Origin of the sequence: Myxacorys almedinensis A (assembly GCF_010091945.1) — a bacterium.
Classification (GTDB): Bacteria; Cyanobacteriota; Cyanobacteriia; order Leptolyngbyales; family Leptolyngbyaceae; genus Myxacorys; species Myxacorys almedinensis.
This window is the reverse complement of record NZ_WVIE01000079.1, coordinates 1-582: the sequence shown is the minus strand read 5'-3', so window position 1 is coordinate 582 and position 582 is coordinate 1. Positions and strand designations below refer to the sequence as shown.

Annotated in this window: 1 protein-coding gene; it reads right to left on the bottom strand. The window is 44.7% G+C overall.

Going from position 1 to position 582, the window contains the following annotated elements; genetic code table 11:
- Positions 1-149: 149 nt before the first annotated feature.
- On the bottom strand, positions 150-497 hold the full coding sequence (locus GS601_RS22720; RefSeq protein WP_162425563.1) for a XisI protein: 348 nt from the start codon (positions 495-497) through the stop codon (positions 150-152).
- Positions 498-582 lie beyond the last annotated feature (85 nt).

The window sequence follows — 582 nt, the reverse complement described above, 5'->3', positions numbered from 1 at the left end:
AGGGGAACACGATAGCCTAAGAGCCAGCTTGCGAAGTCTTCGGGGAATTGTTCCGCCAGTCGCCGACAGGTCGTATCAAAGCTCATACGGTCATTGTGGGATTCGGTTCTAGTTTAGTCGAATGCGATCGCTAAAATTTCACCCACGCTTTAGGACACTGCATACTCGCTAAGTTCTCGCAGAAAGGGCGGATGAAACCCCAGCACAATGCTCTGTTTCGGCACACCCAAATCCACTAAATCAGCAGCAATATCATGCTCTGTCGAATTGTGGAAAATCCAAATCTTTTCATTCCGAATCGCTAAATGAATCACACACTGATGCACCCAGCGTTTATGTTGCCATCCCCAATGTAGAATCTGATAGTGATGTCGCTGTGAATCAAAAATTGTTTCAACTTCAATCTCTCCGTAGGCAGGCTTACTTTCAGCATAACCGAGCAGCAATTGCTGAACAATCGCCTCATATTGAATCAATGGTTCTCTTAATTTTTCCATAGGACAATCTGCTCCAACTCAACATCGTAAACAATCAGTTTGACTGCATTCTCTTGCAGCATCGAAGCTGGAAAATCAAGCTGAA

Excerpts from the sequence above, each read along its gene's own strand:
- GS601_RS22720 (WP_162425563.1), bottom strand. The coding sequence starts at position 497 with ATGGAAAAATTAAGAGAACCATTGATTCAATATGAGGCGATTGTTCAG.